This is a genomic window from Achromobacter sp. JD-1 (genome assembly GCF_038594925.1).
Classification (GTDB): Bacteria; Pseudomonadota; Gammaproteobacteria; order Burkholderiales; family Burkholderiaceae_B; genus Achromobacter; species Achromobacter spanius_C.
On sequence record NZ_JBCGCS010000015.1, the window covers coordinates 65,158 to 83,509 of the forward strand.

The window sequence follows — 18,352 nt, forward strand, 5'->3', positions numbered from 1 at the left end:
CGTCATGCCGCGTTTTGACCGTAACGAACTGCTGGACAAGTTTCACGCCATGGTGCGCGCGCGCACGCCCATCGTGGGCGGCGGCGCGGGCACGGGGCTATCGGCCAAATGCGAGGAAGCGGGCGGCATTGACCTGATCGTCATCTATAACTCGGGCCGCTACCGCATGGCGGGCCGGGGTTCGCTGGCCGGGCTGCTGGCGTATGGCAACGCCAACGAGATCGTGGTCGACATGGGCCGCGAAGTGCTGCCCGTGGTGAAGCAGACGCCCGTGCTGGCGGGCGTGAACGGCACCGATCCTTTCTGCGACTTCGACGTGTTCCTGGACGATCTGAAACGCCAGGGCTTTTCGGGCGTGCAGAACTTTCCCACCGTGGGGCTTATCGACGGCACCTTCCGCGCCAATCTCGAAGAAACCGGCATGGGCTACGCGCTGGAAGTCGACATGATCCGCCTGGCCCACCAGAAGGGCATGCTGACCACGCCCTATGTGTTCAACGAGGACGACGCGGTGGCCATGGCGCAGGCGGGCGCGGACATCATCGTGGCGCATATGGGCCTGACCACGGGCGGTTCGATCGGCGCGGAAACCGCGCAAACACTGGACGGCTGCGTGGCTGCCATCGACCGCATCGCCGCCGCCGCGCTGGCCGTGCGGCCCGACATCATCGTGCTGTGCCATGGCGGCCCCATCGCGACACCCGACGATGCCGCCCACGTGTTGCGCGCCTGCAAGCATTGCCACGGCTTCTACGGCGCCAGTTCCATGGAACGCCTGCCCACCGAACAGGCGCTGACCGCCGCCACGCGCGAATTCAAGAACCTGAGCTTTTGATCCGGGCCTGGCTTCAGCCTTGCTTGGGGCCGCGGCTGGCAGACACCCGTTTGCAGCCCGCGGGCAGCACCGCATCGCGTAAGTATTCGTGGATGGCGCGGATCAGCGCCTGGCTTGCCGGGCTTAGCGGATATTCCTTGTGCCGGATGATGCACACGGTGCGCACCACGGTCGGGCGCGCCAGCAGCGCATAGGCCAAGCCCGGTTCCAGCACCCTTTCGGCGGCCAGCGCGGGCAGTAGCGCCACCCCCAGCCCGGCCTTGACCAACGCGGCCTGCGAGGTGGTGCTGGACGCTTCATAGAAGGGGGCGCCCGCCTCAATCGGCAAGTCGGCGCGGGCGCGCAGCAGCGCCATGATGCCGGTTTCGTCCACCACCCCCACCAGCTTGCGCGCCGCCAGGTCCGACCAGCGCATGGTGCCGTCGCGGCCTGAACGCATGCTGTCGTCATCGGCGCGGTAGAGCACGCCGAAGCGGTCTTCCAGCAAGGGGTCAAAGCGTAGTCCCGGCGCATCGGCCCAGCGGCTGGTCAGGCCGAAGTCCACCTCGCGGGCGGCCACCTTGCGTTGAATTCGGCCGGAATTATCGTCGCTGAGGTAAAGGCGCACGGCGGGATATTGCGCCGCGAAAGCCTTCGCCGCCGGGGCAATGATCTGCGTGATGGCCGATGGCGCCGCCGCCACGCCCACGCGCCCGCGCTCCAGTGCGCCAAAACGCACCACGTCTTCGATCACGCCATCAAAATCGGCAAGCAGCCGCATCACCCGGGGCAGAAATTCCTCGCCCGCCGCGGTCAGCAGTACGCGCCGGCTGGTACGCGCAAAGAGCTGGGTGTTGAGCGCGTCTTCCAGTTGCCGCACCAGACTGGTCACGGAAGACTGGGTCTGGAAAAGACGCTTGGCCGCGTGCGTGAAACTGGACTCCTGCGCTACGGCGACGAACGCGGTCAGGTGCTTCAGGGTGACGTGCTTGGGCAGACGATTCATTTCAAACGACGATAGATGGATCAATAAAAACAATTTTTCCAGATTGATCGGGCCGACGATACTAGGGCCTTCATCCAGGCAGGACGATCATGCGGCAGGAACAATTGGATCTGATCATTGAAGGCGGCTGGGTCATTGACGGACTGGGCGGCGCCAGGCGGCGCGCGGACGTGGGCGTGGTGGGCGAACGCATCGCGGCCATCGGCGACCTGTCGGGCGCCTCCGCCGCGCGCCGGGTGGCAGCGCACGGCAAGATCGTGGCGCCGGGCTTCATTGATACGCACGGCCACGATGACCTGATGTTCGTGGAAAAGCCCGGCCTGGAATGGAAGACCAGCCAGGGCATCACGTCGGTGGTGGTCGGTAATTGCGGCGTCAGCGGCGCGCCCGCGCCCTTGCCGGGCAATACGGCGGCGGCGCTTGCGCTGCTGGGCGAAACGCCCTTGTTTGCCGACATGCATGCCTACTTCGACACCCTGCGCGCGCAGCAGCCCATGATCAACGTGGCGGCGCTGGTCGGGCACGCCAACCTGCGCCTGGCCGCCATGCGCGACCCCGCCGCCGCGCCCACGCCCGCCGAGCAGGACGCCATGCAGCGCATGTTGGCCGATGCATTGGCGGCCGGCGCGGTGGGCTTCAGCACGGGGCTGGCCTACCAGCCGGGCGGCGTGGCCGAGCAAGCGGAACTGGACGGCCTGGCGCGCGTGGCAGCGGCCCAAGGCGCGCTGCACACCAGCCACATCCGCAACGAGGGCGACGAGGTGGAAGCCGCGGTGGACGAAGTGCTGTCCGTGGGCCGCAACACGGGGTGCGCCACGGTGCTGTCGCACCACAAATGCATGATGCCGCGCAACTGGGGCAAAAGCCGCGCCACGCTGGCCAACATCGATCGGGCTCGCGCCGAGGGTATCGACGTGGCGCTGGACATCTACCCGTATCCTGGCAGCTCCACCATCCTGATCCCCGAGCGCGCCGACAGCATCGACGACATCCGCATCACATGGTCGGTTCCGCACCCGGAATGCAGCGGCGAAACGCTGGCCGATATCGCGGCGCGCTGGGGCTGCGACAAGACCGACGCCGCGCAACGCCTTTGCCCTGCCGGCGCCATCTATTTCGCGATGGACGACGCCGAGGTACAGCGCATCTTCAAACACGAATGCTGCATGGTCGGTTCTGATGGCCTGCCCAATGACGCGCATCCGCATCCCCGCCTGTGGGGCAGCTTCACGCGCGTGCTGGGCCGCTATGTGCGCGAAGCCCAACTGCTGACGCTGGAAGCGGCCGTGGCCAAGATGACGGCCTTGCCCGCGCGCGTGTTCGGCCTGGCCGGACGCGGCCAGCTCAGCGTAGGCGCCTGGGCCGACATCGTGGTGTTCGATGCGGACACCGTGGCCGACCGCGCCACCTGGGACGCGCCCACGCTGCCATCCGTTGGCGTGGAACACGTGCTGGTCAATGGCCAGCCGGTGTTTCCCGCCACGCCGGGCATGACACGGCCCGGCAAGATATTGCGGCGCGAAGCTGCTTACAACAACACCCCCAAGGAGATACACCCATCATGATGCGCGAAACCCTCATCACTGTCGCGTTGGCTACCGTGCTACCCGCCGCCCACGCCGCGTTTCCCGACCATCCCATCACCTTGATCGTGCCGTTCTCGGCCGGCGGCCCCACCGACATCGTCGGACGCGTGGCGGCGGCGAAAGCGGGCGAGATCCTGGGCCAGCAGATCGTGGTGGAAAACCGCACGGGCGCATCCGGCACCATCGGCATGATGGCTACCGCGCGCGCCAAGCCGGACGGCTACACCGTGGGGCTGGCCACCGTCAGCACTCATGGCACCGCGCCGCACCTGTTCCCCAAGCTGGGGTATGACCCGGTCAAGGACTTCACCCCCATCAGCAACCTGGTCACCAGCCCCAACATCCTGAGCGTCAATCCGAGCTATCCGGCCAAAACCCTGGCCGAATTCGTCGAGCACGTGCGCGCCAATCCAAACAAGGACGGCTACGCCAACGCTGGCGCGGGCGGTGTGAATGATCTGGGCATGATCTGGTTCCTGCAACTGATCGGCGGCAAGATGAACAGCATTTCTTACCGGGGTTCGGCGCCCGCGCTGACCGACGCGGTGGGCGGTGTGGTGCCGGTGATCTTCGACAACTTCCCATCGTCGCTGCCCTACATCAAGAGCAAGCATCTGCACGCGCTGGCCATCACCGGCGCAAAGCGCAACCCGCGCCTGCCCGATGTGCCGACGTTTGCCGAGCAAGGCTACAAGGATTACGACGTGACCGCCTGGTATGGCGTGGTGGGTCCGGCGGGCATGCCGGCCGACGTGCGCGACAAGTTGGCGCAAGCCTTCGCACAAGCCATGCGGGACCCGGCCACCGCCGCCAAGATGGAAGAGACGGGCGCATTTCCGCTGGGCAATACCCCGGCTGAATTCGGTGAGCAGATCCGCACCGAGCGCGACCGTTGGAAGACGGTGATTGACCAGGCGCAGATCAAGCTGCAATAAGCCAGGCAGGCCTGGAACGCTTGGATAAGCAGGCCTAGTACACGTCGCGCCGGTAACGGCCGGCGTGTAGCAGCGCCTGCAGGGACTCGTCTCCCAGGATGTCTTCCAGTGCGGCCTCCACGCCGGCCGCCATGCCTTGCAGGCTGCCGCAGACATAGATCGCGGCGCCTGCCGCTACCCATTGCCGCAAGGCGTCGGCCTGCTCGCGCAGCACGTGCTGCACGTAGCGCCGTTGGGGCTGGTCGCGCGAATAGACCGTGTCCACCCGTTCCAGCGTGCCGTCTGCGCGCCAGGCGGTGATGTCGTCGTGGCAGAAGGCGTCATGCGCGGCGTTGCGCTCTCCGAATATCAACCAGTTGCGCCGATGGCCCGCCGCGCGCCGCGCCTTGATCAGCGCGCGCAGCCCGGCCAGGCCAGTGCCATTGCCCACCAGGATCATCGGGCGCGCATCGGCGGGCGCATGGAAGTTGCGATTGCTTCGCACGCGCAGGTCGATCTGCTCGCCGACCTCCGCCACATGGGTCAACCAGCCGCTACCCACGCCCAGGCCGCCGTCCGCGCTGCGCATCTGGCGCACCAGCAGGTGGATGGCGCCGTCTTGCGGCAGCGACGCGATGGAATATTCGCGGTGCGTTTGCAGCGGCCCGCTGCGCTTCAGGCGTGGACCAATTTCAGCGATATCGCCGGCCTGCCAGTGCGCGGGTTGGCCTGGCGGCGGCGTCAGCGTCAGCAGGTAGCACGGGTTGCCCTGGCTGCCGGGGTTCAGCAGCGTGCGGGTCGCCAGCCGCCAGGGCTCGTAGACCGGGGCTTGCCAATCGGGCAGGTCGCTTCGGCCCGTCAGCAGACCCAGATGATGCTGCCAGTGGCGCAGCGCGGCAGGGTCGTCGTTGTCCACCTCCACCAGGTCGAACAGCGGCGTGGCGCCTTGCGCATGCAGCCAGTCATTGAGCTGATGGCCAAAGCCGCAGAAGTGCGCGTATTCACTGTCACCGAGCGCCAGCACGGCGGTTTGCGCGCCGGCCAGCGCGCGCGTGGGCGGCGCCTGCATCTGGCTGGCGAAGGGGGCGGCCGAGTCGGGGGGATCGCCTTCGCCATAGGTGCTGACCACGAACAGCATGCGGCGGTAGCCCGACAGGCGGGTCAGGTCCAACTGGCCCAGCGCGGCTACGCGCACCGTCAAGCCGCCCGCACGCAGGGATTCAGCGGTTTGCGCCGCGAGGGTTTCGGCGTAGCCCGTCTGGCTGGCGTACGCGACCAGCAGCGCATCGTCGGCGGCGGGCGCGTTCAGGGTTTGCAGGGCCTGCGCCTGCCGCGCCTTGTGCTGCTGTGTACGGCGCCATGCCCACAGGCACAGCAGCAGCCATAGCGTTATCACGCATGCCGCGGCAATCAAGCGGGTTGGACTCATGGGTTCAGCGTGCCAGGGTCTGGGTCTGTGTTTGGGTCAGCGTCTGGAATGCCGGCGTCGCAACGACGCGGTAGTCGTGGGCGTCGCGCAGGATGAACAGGGCTGCCAGGCCATGGCGGCGGGCATACGCCAGGCCGTCCGCTTCGCCCAGTACCGTCAGCACGGTAGCCAGCGCGTCGGCCTGCATGCATTCGCGGTGCAGCACCGATACCGACGCGACGTTATTGCGTACCGGCTGACCGGTGCGCGGGTCGATGGTGTGGGCATAGCGCGCGTCGCCGCTACCCGCGTGGCGCCGATAGTCGCCCGACGTGGCGATGCTGTGGTCTTGCAAGGGCAAGGCCAGCGCGTGGTTGTCGCTGGCATCGGGTACTTCAATGGCCACGCGCCAGGGCTGGCCGTCGGGCCGCATGCCGCGCGCACGCAGTTCGCCGCCCACTTCCACCAGATACTGCGTGATGCCCAGCGCGTCCAGCGCCAGCGCCGCGCGGTCCACGCCATAACCCTTGGCAATGGACGACAGGTCCAGATACGCGCCACCCGGCTGATACGCCGCCTGCCGCGCGGTATCCAACTGCACACGTTGCCAGCCACAGCGCGCGCGGGCGGCGTCGATGGCAGTGGCCGAGGGCGGTTCAAAGGCGCGCTGATGCGGGCCGAAGCCCCAGGCATTGACCAGCGGGCCAACCGTGGGGTCGTAGGCGCCGCCACTGTCCTCGGCCAGCGCCAGCGCATGCCGCAGGACATGGAAGAATCCATCCGGCAGTGCCAGCCAACCGGTGGCGGACTGGTTGAAGCGCGTGATGTCGGACACCGATTCCCAGGTGCTCATCTGCGCCACCACCTCGTCCAGCGCGGCCTGGATGGCGTGCCGCGCTGCATCGTCGCGGCACCCGGCGGGCAAGGCCATGCGCGCGGACCAGGTGGTGCCCATGGTCGCCCCAGCCAGCGCTGCCAGGGTTAGTGACGGCAAGGGCATGGCGCCATAGGCCACGCGCACGGTAGGGGCTGCCATGCCGCGAGGCGCGTAGGACGGAGCAAGCGGCACGCGATTGTCCTGCTTTAAGGTTGCAGCACTTCGACGGTGCCGGCATAGGACAGGCGGCGCTTCTGCGCTTGCGGCACGCTGACCTTGGCGTCTTCCATGCCGGCTTCAATCCAGTACAGGCCGGGCTGCGGCCACTTGACCGAAAACTTGCCATCCTTGTCGGTGTTGAGCTTGATCTCGCCGACCTTGTCGCGATAGCGGCTGCCACCCGGCACCACGTTCACTTCCAGGTTGGCGGCGGGCTGGCCGTCCAGAAGCATCTGGAAGGTGGCGGCTTCGTCGGTGAACAAGTCGTTGGGGTGCGTCACCGGCGCCAGTTCCAGGCCACGGCCCACGGGCTTGATGGTGCTGGGCTTGCCCGCCGTGACGAAGGTTTCCACGCGGCCCAGGCTTTGCGACACCTCCAGGTCTTGCGCCTTGGCGGGCACGGCTTGCGCCATGCCTTCCACCTTGCCGAAGTAGCGCTTGTTCTTGCCGTCTTCCTTCCAGCGCGCGAACACGCCGTCGTTGACGACCGCCACGCGGTAGGTGCCGCTTTGCTTGAGCTGCAAATCGAAAGTGCTGCGCAGCTTGCCGCGGTTGATGTTCTCGGCGTCGGCGCTGCTGCCGTCAGGGGCGACGATAGCCAGGCCGTCCAGCCGCAGCGGCGCGTGGTTGAAATAGAACTTGTCGTTGCTGACGGCGGCGTCAACGGTGATCCAGCTATCAGTGCCCGACAGCACGGTGGACGACGGCACCATCCACACATCATGCGCGTGGACGGCGAAGGGCAGGCACAGTGCCAGGGCGGCGGCCAGTTTGGCGGCGGATTTCATGGTCGTGCTCCTTGAAGGCAAGGGGTGGGCATCAGGGTTTGAGGTTGAGCGCGATGGCGCCCAGTTCGTGTTCGCCTTGCGCAGTCAGTTGTTCGGCCTTTTGCGGCGGCCACTGGAAGGGAATGCGCAGCAATTCGCGGCCGCCTACTTCGCGCGCCGCTTCCACCACTACGGCGTATTGGCCGGGCTTGAGCGAGGCCAGCGGCTTGGAACCTGCGTCGAAGTTCAGCGCATGCTTGCCCACCGGCTTGGTCGCGCCGCTGACGCCGTCAACGGGAAACTGCTGGTTGCGGCCGCTGCGGCGCCACCACTGGCGCATGTCCTTGAGCCACTCGGTGCCTTCGTTGTTCTTCTTGGCCACGTCGTACCAGACGGCCAGATCGGTGGCCACGCTCTGGTCGGGGTTCTCGATCCAGATCGCCACGTAGGGGCGGTGGTATTCGGCCACATCCAGGCGCGGCACCTCGATGGACAGGCCGATGTCGGCCGCATTGGCCGTTCGGGCGATCGCGCCGGCCAGCAGGGCCGACAACAATAGTTTGCGCATGGACATCTCCAGGGGCGGATCGAAGGAATCAGTGGATGAAGAGCAGCGCCAGGACGACGGGGATCACGACGCCCAGCCCCACCATGGGCCAGGTCGCGCCGCGGTTGCCGGCGTGCATCTTCAACAGCACCAGCCCGGTCAGCGAAAAGACCAGACAGGCAACGGCGAAGATGTCCAGGAACCAGCTCCAGGCAAGGCCGGTGTTGCGGCCCTTGTGCAAATCGTTCAGGTAGGAAACCCAGCCGCGGTCGGTGCGTTCGTATTCCACGTCGCCGCTGCCCAGATCGATGGACAACCAGGCGTCGCCGCCCGCGCGGGGCAAGGACAGATAGATTTCGTCGGCCGACCATTCAGCGGTTTTGCCTGCCGCGCCGGCATCGAACGTGTCGTCCAGCCATTGCGCCACGGGGGCCGGCAAGGGCGCCTTCTTCTGCTTGGGCGGCGCCGTCAACTGCTTGAGCACGGCTTCGGGCAAGTGCGCCTGGCGGCTGGTCACCACGGCCTTCGATTCAATGTGCGAGGCGTTGTTCAGCGTGAGGCCGGTAATGGCAAACAGCAGCATCCCCAGCAGGCATAGCGCCGAACTGATCCAGTGCCATTGATGCAAGGTCTTGAGCCAGTAGGCCCGGCGCTTCGGAGTGGGTGGACTGTCCATGCGGGATTCGGTTTGAAGCGGCGGATTCTAACACTTAATGAGAATTACTCTTATAAAAGGACAGCCCGCGCGCGCAAGGTGATTTCAATTGATTTCGACGTGCGGGCGAGGCGAAGACCGTAGCGCTTGTTGACGGGATTCGACCCAAGCGGCGTCCGCGTTTTAGCCAGGTCCGCGCGTGGGCAGGTTATGCTGCTCCAGGTCTTTTTCTTGCGCCTTGGCCTTTGCCGGACGCCCCGACGCCCATGTCCGTTTATCAAACCTTGATCCCCTTGAACTTCCTGGCCGTGGGCCTGGGTGCCGTACTGGGCGCGTGGACACGCTGGTTGCTCAGCATGTGGTTGAACGTCGAGTCCTGGCCTTGGGGCACGTTCACCGTCAATCTGGCGGGCGGCTATTTGGTGGGCGTGGCGATCGCGCTGCTAGCCGGCCATCCGGAATGGCCCGCGTGGATCAGATTGGGTGTCATCACCGGCTTCATGGGCGCCTTGACCACGTTTTCCACGTTCTCGGCCGAAACGGTATCGATGCTGGAACGCGGCGCCTATGGCACCGCGTTGGGCTATGCGGGAATCAGCCTGGTGGGGTCGCTGGCGTTGACGGCGGCGGGCATCGCCACCGTGCATGTATTGCGCTGAAAGAACCGGGTACGCGGGGGGCAAAACGCGAGGGGCAAAACGCGGCGGAAGCGTTCCCGCGCGGTCCTGCGCCTTCGCACCCGCGCATCAATGCGCGCGGGGATTCAACACGCGAGCCGCCATCAGGCCGCTTTGCACCGCGCCTTCCAACACCCCGGGGTAGCCCGTGTCGGTCCAGTCTCCCGCCAGCGCCAAGGTGGGCCACGGCGTGGTGTTCAGCGGGCGCGTCAAACCTGGCACCGCGGCGAAGGTGGCGCGCTTTTCAATCAACAGTTCGGCTGCCGTCACTTCGGGCAGGGCAGGCAGGCGCGCGGGGTGGCGCGCCGCCTGTTCGGCAACCTGGTCGATCAACGCTTCGATGACCTGGCGGCGGTTGCGTTCCGCGATGCGGGTGGCGGCGCTGGCCACCACGGCAAGTTCGCCGGCCTTGGTGTCACCCGCCAATTGCGCGCGGTCGAACACCCACTGCCCGACGTGCCCGCGCGCGGCTTCCTCGCGCAGCATCATCATGGGTTCCGGCAAGCGCCAGGGGTCGGCCAGACGCACGTTCAGCGTGGCGATCGGCAGGTAGTCGAACGCCTTCAGCGCTTCCAGCAAGCCCATGGCGCCGGCTTCGCGCAAGGGCGCGTCCAGCAGCCGGGCGGCATAGGTGGGCGGCACGGCCAGCACGGCGGCATCAAAGCGTTCCTGGTTGACCACAATGCCGTCATCCGAGGGGTGCAGTTGGCGCACCGTGTTGCCGTAGCGCATGGTGACCTGGCGCGCGGCGGCGTCGGGCCAGAGCGCCGACAGGTCGGTGCAGGGCAGCAGCAGGTCGCTGTCTTCGCGGGCGCCGGCCAGGCTATCGCGCAGCACGCGCGCAAACAGCGCGGCGCTGGCGGTGGCGCACGGTGTGTTCAGCGCGGCCAGGCATAGCGGTTCCCAGAGCTGGCGGATCAGCACATCGGATTGCGCGTGATAGTGCAGCAGTTGCAGCACGGTCCAGTCGCGCGGGGGCGACCATGACATGGCTTTCAGGCCGCGCATCAGGCGCAGCGCGGCATAGCGGTCGGCCCAGGTCAGGCCGCGTGCGCGCAGAATGGCCACCGCCATGTGCAAGGGCGCGGGCAGCCGGGGGGCGGACAAACGGAAGCGGCCGTCCAGGCTGGCCAGCCGCAGCGGCCGGCGCATCAGCAGGGCGTCGGGGTTGCGTCCCACGCGGCGCATCAGCGCCAGCGTTTGCCGGTAGGCGCCTGCCAGCAGGTGTTGGCCGTTGTCCAGCGGCGCGTCGAACGATTCATGGAATACGCGGCGAGCGCGGCCGCCGGGCGTGTGGCCGGCTTCGAACACGGTGACCTTGGCGCCGGCCTCACGCAGCGCGATGCTGGCCGCCAAGCCGGCCCAGCCCGCACCGATAACCGCCGCCTTCACCGCGCCAACCGGCGGACCAGTCCGCGTCCGCCGCCCACCCACGTTTTCCAGGCCAGCCACAGCTTGCGCAGTGGCGTCAGCGAGATGCGCTGGTGCAGCACCTGCCAGTTGTCTTGTTCAATTTCATCGAGCAGCGCGTGGTAGATGGCCGCCATCATCAGGCCTGGGCGTTGCGAACGGCGATCCACCTCGGGCAGATTGCTCATGGCTTCGCGATACAGTTCGCGGGCGCGGTCGGCCTGGAATTTCATCAAGGCGCTGAAACGGTCGGAGTATTCGCCATTCAGGATGTCCGACGCCTTGACCTCGAACTGCTGCATGTCGTTGACCGGAATATAGATGCGGCCACGGCGCGCATCGTCGCCAACGTCGCGGATGATGTTGGTCATCTGGAATGCCAGTCCCAGCTTTTCGGCATAGACCAGCGTCTTGGGATCGCTATAGCCGAACACGCCGGCGGATAGTTCGCCCACCACGCCGGCCGCATGCCAGCAGTATTTGCGCAGGCCGGGCCAGTCCAGGTAACGCGTCTGGTCCAGGTCCATTTCCATGCCGTCCACCACGGCCAGCAGGCGCTCGCGGGTGATCGAACAGCTTTCCAGGTGCGGTTGCAGCGCGCGCGTTACCGGATGGTCGGGCTTGCCGTCGTACATCTGGTCGACCTGCGTGCGCCACCAGGCCAGCTTGATGCGGGCCAGCGACGGGTCGGTGCATTCATCGACCACGTCGTCCACCTCGCGGCAGTAGGCGTAAAGCGCCGTGATCGCGCGGCGGCGTTCGGGCGGCAAAAACAGGAATGAGTAGTAGAAGCTGGAACCGCTTTTGGCGGCTTTCTCCTGGCAGTATTCGTCAGGGGTCATAGATAGGCAGGGCCTGTTACTTGATAGAGCGCCACAGCATGATGGCCCAGTCTTTGGCGCCCAATTCGGGGCGGTTCATGAATACATCGTAGCTGCTTGCCTCGATACGCTCCAGCACGCGCAGCCCGCCTTGCACCACCAGGCGCAGTTCCAGGCCAATGCGGCCGGGCAGGCGGCGCGCCAGCGGAGCGCCGAAGTGTAGCAGTGCTCGCGTGCGTTCCACCTGGAAGGCCATCAGTTCGCGCCATTGCGGGGTCAGGCGGCAGGCGGCCAGGTCTTCTTCGGTGACGCCGTGGCGGCGCAGGTCTTCCTGGGGCAGGTAGACGCGCTGCTTGTGCCAGTCCACCCGCACATCCTGCCAGAAATTCACCAGTTGCAAACCGGTGCAGATGGCGTCGCTTTCGGCCACGTCTTGCGGGCTGGAAGCGTCGAACAGGTGCAGCATCAGGCGGCCGACCGGGTTGGCCGAACGGGTGCAGTAGTCGGCCAGCGTGGCGTAGTCTTCGTAGCGCTTGACGGTGATGTCCTGCTCGAAGGCGGACAGCAGGTCGTAGAACGGGGTGATGGGCAGTTGATGCCGGGCGATGGTGCGGGCCAGCGGCGTGAAAATGTCGGCCAGCGGCGGCAGCCCGGGCGGGGGGGTGTGGTTGGGTTCGGCGCCAATGCGGTGCAGCTCGGTGCGATAGGCCGCCAACTGCGCCAGGCGTTCGTCGTCGGTGGCGCTGCCTTCGTCGGCGATATCGTCCGCGGCGCGGGCGAAGCGGTAGATATCGGTCACGGCGCCGCGCAGCCGGCGCGGCAACAGCAGCGAGGCGACGGGAAAGTTCTCGTAGTGATCGATGGACATGGGTCGTGGTGCAGAGGGCGGCCCCGGAGCGGGTTCGCACCATTTTAGAGTAGTCGGCTTTTGGCGCAGGATGCCGCGCCGATGCCAGCGGTGATCAGTTAGACTTAAGCGCCACAGGATCTCACACCATGCCGCGCCCCATATCCGCCACCGTTTCCGTTTCCGCGCTTGCGCACAATCTTGCCACCGTGCACCACCACCTTGAACAGACGGCCCAGGCCGCCTCCGGGCTGGCGCCTTCCATCTGGGCCGTCATCAAGGCTAACGCCTACGGCCACGGCATCGAGCAGGCCGTGACCGGATTTTCCAAGGCGCAGGGGCTGGCCATGCTGGACCTGGACGAAGCCGTGCGTTGCCGCGAGGCGGGCTGGGGCGGTCCGATCCTGCTGCTGGAAGGGTTTTTCAAACCCGCCGACCTGGACCTGATCGACCGCTACCACCTGAGCACCACGGTGCATAACCGTGAACAGCTGGACATGCTGGCGCGTGCCCGCTTCACGCGGCGCGTGGACGTCATGGTCAAGCTCAACAGCGGCATGAACCGGTTGGGCTTCAGCCCGGCTTCCTACCCCGCCGCGTTTGAACGCGCGTTGATGCTGCAACAGCAAGGCACGCTGGGGTCGGTGGGCAAGATGACCCACTTCGCCTGCGCGGACGGCCCCCAGGGCGTTAGCGAGCAATTGGCGCTGTTTAATTCGGTGACGCATAAGATGCCGGGCGCGATCAGCGTCTGCAACTCGGCCGCCACGCTGCGTTTTGCCGACGTCGCGGTGGGCTCGCCCACGCAAACGCATTGGGTGCGCCCCGGCATTTGCCTGTACGGCGCCTCGCCTTTTGCTGACGCCGAAGCTACCTCGTTCGGCCTGCGTCCCGCCATGACGCTCAGTTCCGAAATCATCGCCGTGCAAGAACTCAAGGCGGGTGATTCGGTGGGCTATGGCGCCATCTTCCGCGCTGAACGCGCCATGCGCGTGGGCGTCGTGGCCTGCGGCTACGCCGACGGCTACCCGCGCCACGCCACCACCGGCACGCCTGTCGTCGTGGCCGGCATTCGCACCCAACTGGTTGGCCGCGTGTCGATGGACATGCTGATCGTTGACCTGGACCCGATTCCCGCCGCCGGTGTCGGCGCGCCGGTCGTGCTGTGGGGCGAAGACGGCCCCTCGGTGGACGAAGTGGCCCAGGCCGCGGGCACCATCGGCTATGAATTGCTGTGCGCGCTGGCGCCGCGCGTGCCGGTCAGCCGCGACGCCTGAAGACCGCCTTTGTGCCTTGTGCGAGCCACTCGCGAGCCTTTTTCGGCGGGTGTCCGGTGCGCAAGAATTGCTACGCAATTTACAAGACAGCCATCTCAGGATGGTGTCTACTTGGAACACCGGGCGCCCACGCGCCCGTTTTTGACCGAGCAATCTGACTACGAGGTTTCAATCCATGAAGGATAAATGCGTGCTCATAACGGGCGCCACCAAGGGCATCGGCTGGGCGCTCACGCAGCGGCTGTCCGACATGGGCTGTCATGTGGTTGGCATTGCGCGCAATACCAGCGACGTGGATTTTCCCGGCTACCTCTACCCCTGTGACCTGGCCGATGCCGGCCGCACCGAAGAGGTCTTGCGAGAAATCCGCGACAAGTTTCCCGTGGACGCGGTGGTCAACAATGTGGGCATCGCATCGCCCCAGCCGCTAGGCGAAATCGACCTGGCCACGTTGTACAACGTGCTGGACCTGAATGTGCGCGTGGCTGTGCAGGTGACGCAGGCCTTTATCGAATCGATGAAGGTGCGCCGCGCCGGCCGCATCGTGAACGTGGTCAGCCGCGCCATCTACGGCGGCCTGGACCGCACGGCCTATTCGGCAGCCAAGAATGCGCTGGTGGGCTGTACCCGCACCTGGGCGCTTGAGCTGGCGGAATACGGCGTCACCGCCAACGCGGTGGCCCCGGGTCCCATCGAAACGGAAATGTTCCGCGCCACCCGCCCGGCCGGCAGCGAAGGTGAAAAGCGCGCGCTGGCTTCGGTGCCCATGAAGCGCTTGGGCACGCCGGCCGAAGTGGCGGCCGCCATTGCCTTCCTGTTGTCGGACGATGCCGGCTTCATCACCGGCCAAGTGCTGGGGGTGGACGGCGGCGGCAGCCTGGGCGGACGTTCCTGATTGCAGGGGGACGAAAAAAAATGGCGCACGTTTTGACGGTGCGCCATTTTTTTGCCTTGGTTATTTTCCTTAGTTATTTTCCTTAGTTGTTTTCCTTAGTACGGCCCCGTGCCCGCCGCCACGCTCTTCACGTCCTTGAATTCTCCCGCCAGCTTTTCCGCCGCGCGCGCCAGCAGCACGGCGTCCACGCCCACCGCCACGAACGTTGCGCCCAGCGACAGGTAGTGCTTGGCCTGCGCCACGCCGCTATGCAAGATGCCGGCGGCCTTGCCCGAACGCACGATGCGGGCGACGGCCTGGTCGATGGTGGCCAGCACTTCGGGGTGGTCCGGTTGCCCCAGATAACCCATGCCCGCCGACAGGTCGGCCGGGCCGATGAAGGCGCCGTCCACGCCGTCCACGGCCAGGATGTCGTCCAGTGCGTCGATGCCGGCCGGCGTTTCAATCTGCACCAGCACGCACATCTGGTCGTTGGCGCGTTCCAGGTAGTTGGGGATGCGGTTCCAGCGTGATGACCGCGCCAGCGCGCTGCCCACGCCACGGATGCCGGCGGGCGGGTAGCGCACCGCGGCCACGGCGGCGGCGGCTTCCTCGGCCGACTGGATCATGGGCACCAGCAAGGTTTGCGCGCCCGTGTCGAGAATCTGCTTGATCTGCACCGGGTCATTCCAGGCCGGCCGCACCACGGGCGCCACCGGGTAGGCCGCCACCGATTGCAGTTGCGACAGCGTGGTCTGCAAGGTGTTCGGCGCATGTTCGCCGTCGATCAGCAGCCAGTCGAAGCCGGCGCCCGCAATGATCTCAGAGGTATAGGCGCTGGCCAGTCCGGCCCACAGTCCGATCTGGGGCTCGCGGTTGCGCAAGGCTTGCTTGAAGGTATTGGTCAGGATGTCCATGGACGGCGTGCCGTGTTAGTTGAAATGACAGTTGACGGAACCCAGCACGCCGTAATCGACGTGGAAGGTGTCGCCCGGCCGGGCGGCCACGGGGCGGGTGAACGAGCCCGACAAAATGATCTCGCCCGCCTCAAGCGCCACGTCGTGGGCGGCCAGCTTGTTAGCCAGCCATACTACGCCATTGGCCGGGTGATTCAAGACGCCCGCGGCCACGCCGGTTTCTTCGATGACGGCATTGCGCGACAGGATCGCGCCGGCCCAGCGCAGGTCGATATCGCCTATCTTCACCGGTCGTCCGCCCAGCACCACGCCCGCGTTCGCGGCGTTGTCGGCAATGGTGTCGAACACCTTGCGCGGCCGCTGGGTGTCGGGGTCGATGCCGTGCGAGCGCGCATCGATGATTTCCAGCGCGGGGATCACGTAGTCAACGGCGTCATACACCTGGAACAGCGTCACGTTCGGGCCTTGCAGCCGCTTGCCCAGCACGAAGGCCAGCTCGACTTCCAGGCGCGGCAGGATGAAGCGGCCGGCCGGAATGGCGCCGCCGTCTTCAAAGAACATGTCGTCCAGCAGCATGCCGAAATCAGGCTCGTCGATCTGCGATGACTGCTGCATGGCGCGCGAGGTCAGGCCGATCTTGTGGCCGCGCTTGACGCGGCCCGCCGCCAGCTTGATGTCCATCCAGGCGCGCTGGATGGCGTAGGCGTCGGCGATGTCGATGTCGGGGTGGTCCAGCGATATCTGGCGGATTTGCGTGCGCGTGCGCTCGGCCTCGTGCAGGCGCGCGGCAATGGCGCGTACGGTTTGGGTGTCTAGCATGGTGAGTCCGAAAGTGAGTGTTATGTCGGGCAGGCGGCCAAGGTATTGACCAGCCTTCCGATTCCTTCGATTTCAGTCACGACCTCGTCGCCGGGCATGACGTTGACGATGCCGTCCGGCGTGCCGGTCAGGATCAGGTCGCCGGGCGACAAGGTCATGAAGCTGCTGAAATATTCGATCAGCGCGGGCACGTCGAACACCATGTCGCGCGTGTTGCCGCGCTGCGTTTCAACGCCGTTGACGGTGGTGCGCAGGTTCAGGTTCATGGGGTCGGGCACGTCGTCGCGATCCACCAGCCAAGGCCCCAGCGGCGTGCAGGCGTCGCGGCTTTTCACGCGCAGGTTTGGCCGATACCAGTTTTCCAGGTAGTCACGCAACGCGTAGTCGTTGGCGACGGTGTAGCCCGCCACATAGTCATAGGCGTGAGCGCGCGGGACCCGCTGCGCCGTCTTGCCGATAACCACCGCCAACTCGCATTCGTAGTGCATGAACGCGACGTCGGCTGGGCGCAGCGTGCGCGCGCGATGGCCGACGAAGGTGTTGGCGGCTTTCAAGAAACCCAGCGGTTCGTCGGGCGCCTTGAACGCGAGTTCCTTGGCGTGGTCCGCGTAGTTGATGGCCAGCGTGAAGGTTGTGCGGGGCTCGATGGGGGGCAGCCAGGTGACGGCGTCTTCGGCCAGAACGCGTCCATCCGGCAGCAGGACGTGGTTGGGCGCGCTGTCCGCCTCGGTGACGCGGTGGATGGCGCCTTCGTAGGCGATGCGTGCGTGTTTCATGGTGGATTCCTCAGGTTGCGGCGGCGGCCAGCATGTTGCCCAGCGTGCCCACCTGCGCGATGCGGATGTTGTAGCGTTGCCCGGCGCGCACGCGCGGCGCGTCGTGGGGCGCGCCCACCAGCAGCATGTCGCCGGCCTCGAAGCTCATGAACTGCGTCACGTCGGCAATCAGCCGCGCCACGGGGCGGATAAGGTCAGCCGTGTTGGCGCGTTGCACCATCACGCCGTCCACGCTCACTTCGATGTCCAGCGCGTCGGGGTTCGAAACGGCCGAGACCGGCGTCAGCGTGTCACCCATGGGGCAAAAACCGTCGCGGCATTTCTGTTTGAGCGCGGGGCGGAAGTAACTGGCGTGCGGCACGGACAAGTCCGCCACGACGCGGTAGCCCGCCACATGATCCAGCGCACGGGCTTCGCTTAAGCGCGTGGCCCGGCGCGAGAACACCACGCCCAGGCACGCGCCGACCTCGATGTCATCCACATCGGCGGGCAGGGCGATGGTGTCGCCGTCGCGTGCATAGGTATTGGCCGGTTTGATGTAGAGCACGGGCGCGCGGGGCGCCGCCTTGTAGGGCGGCGCGTTGACGCTGGCGCCCAGCGCGTCCAGCGACTGGCGCGTATTGAGCGCGGCGCCGACCACGGTGCGGGGCAGGGCGGCCAAGGCGGCGTGGGCTTGCGCGGCGCGCGCGGCCAGGTAGTCGCGGTAGTTGTTCTGCTTGTAGTTCAGTATTGGATCCGCCTCTTCGATCTGCATCGAAATGCCCAGCGGCCGCATGGCCATGTGCGGCGCCAGCGCGGTGCTCAGCGCCTTGAATACGCGTTCGCCCAAGGCCGCTTTTTGCGCGTCGCTGCGCCCGTGGCCGATGCGCAGCACGACATGGACGAAGGCGTTGTCGGGGTGGCCGTCGACGATCAGGCAGTCGTCCACGCGCAGGGCGCGGGTGCGCGCGCCGGCCAGGGGAAACAGGCTGCCGTCGCCAACGGCGGCGTCCTGCACCGTGCGCATCAGTGCGTGCGTATCCAGGGCCAGATTGCCCGAATACTCAATCCAGATATGGGGCATGGAGTCATCCGACAAAATTGTTAGCATGTTAATTAGAATAGCGGGAAAGCGGATCGGCGGCAACGAATGTGTAGGGCA

Annotated in this window: 19 protein-coding genes; 6 read left to right on the forward strand and 13 right to left on the reverse strand. The window is 66.3% G+C overall.

Annotated features, from left to right (window positions below; all coding sequences use genetic code 11):
* Positions 1-4: 4 nt before the first annotated feature.
* Positions 5-835, forward strand: a complete 831-nt coding sequence (locus WBR68_RS21485) for a phosphoenolpyruvate hydrolase family protein (protein WP_050445147.1) — start codon at positions 5-7, stop codon at positions 833-835.
* Positions 836-848: 13 nt separating this feature from the next.
* Here the strand turns inward: WBR68_RS21485 and WBR68_RS21490 are convergent, their stop codons facing one another.
* Entirely contained in the window at positions 849-1,820 is a 972-nt protein-coding gene (locus WBR68_RS21490) for a LysR family transcriptional regulator (protein WP_230695217.1), read from the reverse strand.
* 89 nt (positions 1,821-1,909) lie between these two features.
* Here WBR68_RS21490 and WBR68_RS21495 point away from each other — a divergent pair, with 89 nt between their 5' ends.
* The gene (locus tag WBR68_RS21495) at positions 1,910-3,385 is read left to right on the forward strand and encodes an N-acyl-D-amino-acid deacylase family protein (protein WP_230695218.1); all 1,476 of its coding nucleotides are present in this window, start codon (positions 1,910-1,912) and stop codon (positions 3,383-3,385) included.
* Positions 3,385-4,341, forward strand: a complete 957-nt coding sequence (locus WBR68_RS21500; RefSeq protein ID WP_370641265.1) for a tripartite tricarboxylate transporter substrate binding protein BugE — start codon at positions 3,385-3,387, stop codon at positions 4,339-4,341. Before WBR68_RS21495 ends, WBR68_RS21500 begins: the two co-directional genes overlap by 1 nt.
* 34 nt (positions 4,342-4,375) lie before the next feature.
* Here the strand turns inward: WBR68_RS21500 and WBR68_RS21505 are convergent, their stop codons facing one another.
* From WBR68_RS21505 to WBR68_RS21525, 5 genes are read right to left on the reverse strand one after another with little or no spacing between them, the layout of a single operon-like run.
* On the reverse strand, positions 4,376-5,749 hold the full coding sequence (locus tag WBR68_RS21505; RefSeq protein ID WP_230695220.1) for a sulfite reductase subunit alpha: 1,374 nt from the start codon (positions 5,747-5,749) through the stop codon (positions 4,376-4,378).
* Between the two features lie 4 nt (positions 5,750-5,753).
* Positions 5,754-6,764, reverse strand: coding sequence for an FAD:protein FMN transferase (locus tag WBR68_RS21510; RefSeq protein ID WP_370641263.1), 1,011 nt, complete (start codon positions 6,762-6,764; stop codon positions 5,754-5,756).
* A 47-nt stretch (positions 6,765-6,811) separates the two neighbouring features.
* Entirely contained in the window at positions 6,812-7,612 is an 801-nt protein-coding gene (locus tag WBR68_RS21515; RefSeq protein WP_050445153.1) for a DUF4198 domain-containing protein, read from the reverse strand.
* 31 nt (positions 7,613-7,643) lie between these two features.
* Positions 7,644-8,159 (reverse strand): DUF2271 domain-containing protein, encoded by a 516-nt coding sequence (locus WBR68_RS21520; protein WP_050445154.1) that lies wholly within the window; start codon positions 8,157-8,159, stop codon positions 7,644-7,646.
* A gap of 28 nt (positions 8,160-8,187) precedes the next feature.
* Positions 8,188-8,814: a PepSY-associated TM helix domain-containing protein gene (locus WBR68_RS21525; protein WP_050445155.1), complete on the reverse strand. Its 627-nt coding sequence runs from the start codon at positions 8,812-8,814 to the stop codon at positions 8,188-8,190.
* A gap of 245 nt (positions 8,815-9,059) precedes the next feature.
* Here WBR68_RS21525 and crcB point away from each other — a divergent pair, with 245 nt between their 5' ends.
* Positions 9,060-9,452, forward strand: a complete 393-nt coding sequence (gene crcB, locus WBR68_RS21530) for a fluoride efflux transporter CrcB (RefSeq protein WP_050445157.1) — start codon at positions 9,060-9,062, stop codon at positions 9,450-9,452.
* A gap of 87 nt (positions 9,453-9,539) precedes the next feature.
* Here crcB and hpnE read toward each other — a convergent pair whose 3' ends face one another.
* From hpnE to hpnC, 3 genes are read right to left on the reverse strand one after another with little or no spacing between them, the layout of a single operon-like run.
* Positions 9,540-10,862, reverse strand: a complete 1,323-nt coding sequence (hpnE, locus tag WBR68_RS21535; protein ID WP_050445158.1) for a hydroxysqualene dehydroxylase HpnE — start codon at positions 10,860-10,862, stop codon at positions 9,540-9,542.
* Positions 10,859-11,722 (reverse strand): presqualene diphosphate synthase HpnD, encoded by an 864-nt coding sequence (hpnD, locus tag WBR68_RS21540; RefSeq protein ID WP_050445159.1) that lies wholly within the window; start codon positions 11,720-11,722, stop codon positions 10,859-10,861. Before hpnD ends, hpnE begins: the two co-directional genes overlap by 4 nt.
* Before the next feature lie 16 nt (positions 11,723-11,738).
* Positions 11,739-12,569: a squalene synthase HpnC gene (gene hpnC, locus WBR68_RS21545; protein WP_050445161.1), complete on the reverse strand. Its 831-nt coding sequence runs from the start codon at positions 12,567-12,569 to the stop codon at positions 11,739-11,741.
* A 128-nt stretch (positions 12,570-12,697) separates the two neighbouring features.
* On the opposite strand from hpnC, the gene alr reads away from it, so the two are divergent.
* Both alr and WBR68_RS21555 read left to right on the forward strand, forming a co-directional pair.
* On the forward strand, positions 12,698-13,825 hold the full coding sequence (alr, locus tag WBR68_RS21550; protein ID WP_050445162.1) for an alanine racemase: 1,128 nt from the start codon (positions 12,698-12,700) through the stop codon (positions 13,823-13,825).
* 175 nt (positions 13,826-14,000) lie between these two features.
* Positions 14,001-14,720, forward strand: a complete 720-nt coding sequence (locus WBR68_RS21555) for an SDR family oxidoreductase (protein WP_050445164.1) — start codon at positions 14,001-14,003, stop codon at positions 14,718-14,720.
* Between the two features lie 95 nt (positions 14,721-14,815).
* Here the strand turns inward: WBR68_RS21555 and hpaI are convergent, their stop codons facing one another.
* The 4 genes from hpaI to WBR68_RS21575 are packed head-to-tail and all read right to left on the reverse strand — an operon-like array spanning position 14,816 to position 18,274.
* Entirely contained in the window at positions 14,816-15,616 is an 801-nt protein-coding gene (gene hpaI, locus WBR68_RS21560; RefSeq protein ID WP_050445166.1) for a 4-hydroxy-2-oxoheptanedioate aldolase, read from the reverse strand.
* A gap of 15 nt (positions 15,617-15,631) precedes the next feature.
* Complete coding sequence (hpaH, locus tag WBR68_RS21565) at positions 15,632-16,435, reverse strand: 2-oxo-hept-4-ene-1,7-dioate hydratase (RefSeq protein ID WP_050445167.1); 804 nt, start codon at positions 16,433-16,435, stop codon at positions 15,632-15,634.
* A 20-nt stretch (positions 16,436-16,455) separates the two neighbouring features.
* Positions 16,456-17,211 carry a fumarylacetoacetate hydrolase family protein gene (locus tag WBR68_RS21570; RefSeq protein WP_230695221.1) on the reverse strand — a complete coding sequence of 252 codons (756 nt, stop codon included), beginning with the start codon at positions 17,209-17,211 and terminating at the stop codon, positions 16,456-16,458.
* A gap of 10 nt (positions 17,212-17,221) precedes the next feature.
* Positions 17,222-18,274: a fumarylacetoacetate hydrolase family protein gene (locus tag WBR68_RS21575; RefSeq protein ID WP_230695222.1), complete on the reverse strand. Its 1,053-nt coding sequence runs from the start codon at positions 18,272-18,274 to the stop codon at positions 17,222-17,224.
* Positions 18,275-18,352 lie beyond the last annotated feature (78 nt).